This window comes from Anaerotruncus massiliensis (ex Togo et al. 2026) (assembly GCF_900199635.1).
Classification (GTDB): domain Bacteria; phylum Bacillota; class Clostridia; order Oscillospirales; family Ruminococcaceae; genus Anaerotruncus; species Anaerotruncus massiliensis.
Map to the genome: position 1 here is coordinate 1 of NZ_LT962683.1, position 5,124 is coordinate 5,124.

Sequence of the window (5,124 nt, forward strand, 5' to 3'; positions counted from 1 at the left end):
CCCCCGGCTGGAGCAGGCGCTGTCGGTGCGCGAGGCGGCCTTTTCCACGCAGGAGCGCTGTCCGGTGGAAAACGCCGCCGGCCGCGTCGCCGCCGGGGAAATTTCCCCCTGCCCGCCCGGCATCCCCATCGTCATGCCCGGCGAGCGCATCGACGGCGCCGCCGTGGAGACGCTGAGGGGCTACGGGGTGACGGACGTCTTTGTGACACGGCTTTCTTGAAAGAAAGCCTGGCAAAGAACTTTTGATTCAGGCGCGGCGCTTTCCTCCGCCGTTCGCTCGCGCCGTGTTGTAAATCCAAATGTTTTTGCCGGCTTTTTTCAAAAAGCCGCGGGTGAGCCGCCGGACGCTGCCCGGCGGCGAGGGCGGAGCCCTTTGCCCGGGCCCGCGGGCCCTGCTTCAGGCGTATTTTCTTTCCTTCTTTCTTTTACAAGAAAAAAGAAAGAAGGAAACGGGGTGAAAAGCCCCGAATTTAACAGGTTCTTTTTGCCGCCGCGCAAAAAAAGATGGAATTTTGACAGCCGCTATGGTAAAATAAAATTGCACAAAGGCGTGCGCTGGTCCAAAATGTGAAGGGAATCAGGAGGGTGACTTATGAAGCTGATATTTGCGATCGTATCGAACGACGACAGCTCCAAGGTATCCAAGGAACTGACCAAGAACAGATTTTCCGTGACCAAGCTGGCTACCACGGGCGGATTCCTGATGGCGGGCAACACCACCTTCATCATCGGCACCGAGGATGAACGGGTGGACGAGGCGATCGAGATCATCGGGAAGCACTCGAAGAAGCGGACCCAGATGGTGCCCTCCTCCGCCTCCTACGGGGTGGGGATGTACACCTCCTTCCCGGTGGAAGTCCAGGTGGGCGGCGCGACGATCTTTGTAATGAACGTGGAAAGATTCGAGAAGCTGTAAATGCCCGAACTGCTCTACAACCGAAAAGCAAACGCCACGCTCGCCAACCTTGCCGCTGGCGGGCGTTTTCCCCATACCCTGCTCATTGAGGGCCCGGAGGGCAGCGGCAAAAAGACCGCCGCCTGGCAGGCCGCGAAGACGCTGCTTTGCGAGGGGGAGCCGAAGCCCTGCGGGCGCTGCGCCCACTGCGTCAAGGCGGACAAGCGCGTCCACCCCGACGTGCGGTATTACACCGTGCCGGAGGGGAAGAAGGAATTCCCCGTCGAGACGGTGCGGGAGATCCGGCAGGACGCGTACATCGCGCCCAACGAGGGCGCGCGTAAAATTTACCTGATCGACCGGGCGCACGCGATGAACGCCGCGGCGCAGAACGCGCTGCTGAAGATCATCGAGGAGCCGCCCGACTTTGTGAATTTCCTGCTGCTCTGTGAAAACCGTTCGCGGATGCTGCCGACCATCCTCTCCCGCGCGATCAGCGTGGAATTGGAGGTGCCGTCGGTGGAGGAATGCGCGGCCGCGCTGGAAGCCCTCGCCCCCGGCCGGTCCGCGCAGGAGCGGCAAGCCGCGGCGGCGGGCGCGGGCGGCAACATCGGCAGGGCGCTCGGGCTGCTCGGCTCGGCCAAGCCCTCCAAATCGGCGGCCGACGCCAAAAAGCTCCGCGAGGAGCTGATCTACGGCGAACGCTATGCCTGCCTGCGGGTGCTCGCCGGGTACGACAAGGACCGCGACGGCCTCGGGCAGACCCTCTCGCTGCTGCGGGAGGGGTTCGCGCAGGCGGCCGTCGGCCGGGAGGCGGACGAGAGGCTTTGCAACCGGGTGACGGTCATGCAGCTGGTCGGTGCGGCGGACGCCGTTGAACGCGCGTTGCTGCGCGCGGGACGCAACGTGAGCATCCCGCTCCTGTCGGCCTGTATGGTCGAGGAGGTCAAGGCCGCGCTCGCCGGATAGCGGGCGCGGGACGGCCCGGCGGCCGGTGTACTGATGGAACGAAAATACGGGGTGAGCTTTTTATGGGGGAACCCGTCGCCGCGGAAGTACCGGCGCCGCCAATGCCCCACAACCCCATAGGCGGAAACGTTAAAACCAATTGGAGGAACACAATGGCTGAAATCATAGGCGTGAGATTCAAAAGCGTGGGCAAGGTATACTATTTCGACCCGGGCGAGCTTCGGGTGGAGAAGGGCGCGCGGGTGATCGTCGAGACGGCGCGCGGGGTGGAGTGCGGCGAGGTCGCGATGGGCAACCGCCAGATCGAGGACCAGAAGCTCTCCAAGCCCCTCAAGAAGGTGATGCGCCTCGCCTCGCCCGAGGACCTCAAAAAGGTGCACGACAACGCCGCGAAGGAGAAGCAGGCCTTCAAGGTGTGCGAGGAGAAGATCGCCAAGCACAAGCTCAGTATGAAGCTGGTCGACGTGGAATTCACCTTCGACAACAATAAGATCCTCTTCTATTTCACGGCTGACGGCCGGGTGGATTTCCGCGAGCTGGTCAAGGACCTCGCGTCGGTCTTCCGCACCCGCATCGAGCTGCGGCAGATCGGCGTGCGCGACGAGGCCAAGATGCTCGGAGGGCTGGGCATCTGCGGGCGGCCCTTCTGCTGCTCGACCTTTTTGGGCGAGTTCCAGCCGGTTTCCATCAAGATGGCGAAGGAGCAGGGCCTCTCCCTCAACCCGACCAAGATCTCCGGCACCTGCGGAAGGCTGATGTGCTGCCTCAAATATGAGCAGGCCGCCTACGACGACCTGCTGCGCACCACCCCCAAGGCGGGCACGCCGGTGCGCACCAAGGACGGCCGCGGCACGGTGGTGGAGGTGAACCTGCTGACCGGCATGCTGAAGGTCGCTCCGGAAAAGGATTCCGCCGCCGCGAAGTTCTATCCCAAGAGCGAGGTGCGCCCCATCCGCGAGGGCCGCGGAGAGGGCCGGCAGGAAAGCCGCGCCGAGGGCAGGGGAGCCGGACGCGGAGAGGCCGCGCCGGAGGAGCCGCAGGAGGAAAAATAGGGGAATTTTGACGATTCCCCCAAAAACTTTACTTGCTTTTTTGCGCGTCTGTGGTAGAATAAGTCTATGATATCGCATAGCGGTATCGGGAGAAAAGTATTTCAATTTGGAGGTGTTCCCCATGGCATATGTGATCAGCGGCGACTGCATTTCGTGCGGCAACTGCAAGGAGACCTGCCCCGTCGGCGCGATTTCCGAAGGCGACGGCAAGTATGAGATCGACCCCGCGTCCTGCATCGAGTGCGGCGCCTGTGCGGCCGACTGCCCTGTCGAGGCCATCAAGCCCGAATAAGCGACAGTAACGTACATAAAGAAAAGCCTTCGCCGCAAAGCGAAGGCTTTTCTTTTCGAAGGGGGGGATACGCATGCCGGTAAGAATGATTCACACCGTTTCGCGCGCGGAGCCCTACGTCTTTCAGCCCGCGGTCATGGCCGCGCTGGCGGTGCTGGCGGTCGCGCTTTTGCTGCGCGAGGGTCGCTGGCTGGAGGGGCGCGCGCTCATGAAGAAGCGCCCCTGGCAAAATTGGTTTCTGGTGGCGGAGGCCGCGGTTGACGCAGCCTTCTTCCTGGTGGCGTTCGGCATTTTCCTTTTGGGCAGCACGCTCATCGGCTGGGAGGGCATGCCCTCCCAGCTTATCAGCGAGGCGCTGGGCCTGCTGCTCGGCGGGCTGGCGATCAAGGGTGCGCTGCTCTACTGCCTGCTGCGTACCCGGCGCGTGGGCCTGGTCTTCGCCCTCCTCAGCGGGCCGATCGCCCTGCCCTGGCTGCTGGCGCTTGTCACGCCGGCCCCCCTGCTGATGCCGGTGCGGGCGGCCTACGTGATCTTTCAATATTACTGCGTCCTCTGCCGCGGCAACCGCCTCTACAGCTGGCCGCCGATGCTGCCGGGGGGCAGTCCCGAGCTGAGCGGGCTCTCCGCGCGCTTCAACCGCTACGACGGCCTGCGCGCCGCGGTCGTGCCGCCGGTGATCGGGGGCCCGGACCCGGCGGCGATCATCCCGCCGCCCGCCGAACGGGAGCTGACGGCGGAGGAGGCGCTTGAGGCGGCGCGCCTTTCGGCGGCGGAGCCTCCGCCGCCGGAGCCGTCCGACGAGCCCTACGACCCCGGGACCGACCCGGAGCCGATCCTGGTGATGGGCCCGCTGGACGACGCCGAACGCCCCATCCTTCCGGAGGAGCGGGCGCTCTGGGCGCGCTACCGCGCGCATGAGACGCTCGAGCCGTGCGCGGTCACCGCCCTGCTGGAGCCGGACGCCCTGCCGGAGACGGTCCCGGACGATCTGCTCGCGGGCAGCGGACTTCCGTGCTTTCTGCGGGACGACGCGCGCCTGCGAAAGCTCGTCCGCCGCTGCTGGCGGGAGGCGCTCGCCGACCTGCGGGGCTACGCGGAGCCGCCGCGCGGCGGGGCGGCCGCGGGCGAGACCCGCTTAAGCGGGAAAAACCGGGCGTGGCTGGTGCTGCGCCTGCGGGAAAACCCCGTCCCGCCCCACCGGGCGGAGGCGGAACTCCATCTCAACGAATAGGGGGAAGGCGCTTGGAGGGCCATTATGAGGAGTTGGGCGGCGGAATCCGCCTGTGGGTGACGCCCGCGCACAAGTTCGGCGCCGACGCCTTTCTGCTCGCCGACTTCGCCTCCCCGCGCGCGGGGGACCGCGCGGCCGACCTGGGGAGCGGGTGCGGCATTGTGCCCGCGCTCTGGTTCCGCGGCCCGGAGTCCGCCCCGCGCGAGGCCGTCGCGGTGGAAATCCAGGAGGCGGCCTGCGCCCAGATGGCGCGCTCCCTCGCGGAGGGGAACCTGCCCGCCGGGCGGTTCGTTCCGCTCTGCGCCGACCTGCGGGAGCTGCGCGGGCGGCTCCCCGCGGGGGGATTCGACCTCGTGACCTGCAACCCGCCCTACACCGGGCCGGGAGGCGGGCTGCTGAGCGCCGACCCGGCCGGGCGGATCGCCCGGCACGAGACGACCTGCACCCTCGCGGACGTGTCCGCCGCCGCGAGGTACCTGCTGCGGTACGGCGGGCGGTTCTGCCTCTGCCACCGCCCCGAGCGGCTGGCCGACGTGATCTGCGCCCTGCGGGAGGCGGGGCTCGAGCCCAAGCGGCTGCGGCTGGTGCAGCAGCGGCCGGCCAGCGCGCCCTGGCTCCTGCTGGCGGAGGGGCGGCGGGGCGGAAAGCCGGGGCTGCGGGTGGAGCCGCCCCTCATCGTCGAGGG

Annotated in this window: 6 protein-coding genes and 1 pseudogene; all 7 read left to right on the plus strand. The window is 66.5% G+C overall.

Annotated features, from left to right (window positions below; all coding sequences use genetic code 11):
* A pseudogene (locus C1A13_RS00050) lies at positions 1-220 on the plus strand (aminotransferase class I/II-fold pyridoxal phosphate-dependent enzyme); the annotation flags it as partial.
* A gap of 372 nt (positions 221-592) precedes the next feature.
* A complete protein-coding gene (locus C1A13_RS00055; RefSeq protein ID WP_101547913.1) occupies positions 593-916 on the plus strand; it encodes a cyclic-di-AMP receptor in 324 nt (107 codons plus the stop codon).
* Positions 917-1,864: a hypothetical protein gene (locus C1A13_RS00060; protein WP_101547915.1), complete on the plus strand. Its 948-nt coding sequence runs from the start codon at positions 917-919 to the stop codon at positions 1,862-1,864.
* A 152-nt stretch (positions 1,865-2,016) separates the two neighbouring features.
* Positions 2,017-2,916: a PSP1 domain-containing protein gene (locus tag C1A13_RS00065; protein WP_101547917.1), complete on the plus strand. Its 900-nt coding sequence runs from the start codon at positions 2,017-2,019 to the stop codon at positions 2,914-2,916.
* A gap of 121 nt (positions 2,917-3,037) precedes the next feature.
* Entirely contained in the window at positions 3,038-3,208 is a 171-nt protein-coding gene (locus tag C1A13_RS00070; protein WP_101547919.1) for a DUF362 domain-containing protein, read from the plus strand.
* Between the two features lie 73 nt (positions 3,209-3,281).
* Positions 3,282-4,439: a hypothetical protein gene (locus C1A13_RS00075; RefSeq protein WP_101547921.1), complete on the plus strand. Its 1,158-nt coding sequence runs from the start codon at positions 3,282-3,284 to the stop codon at positions 4,437-4,439.
* Positions 4,440-4,450: 11 nt separating this feature from the next.
* Positions 4,451-5,124, plus strand: a 674-nt coding sequence (locus tag C1A13_RS00080) for a tRNA1(Val) (adenine(37)-N6)-methyltransferase (RefSeq protein WP_101547923.1), incomplete at its 3' end; no start/stop codon positions are given.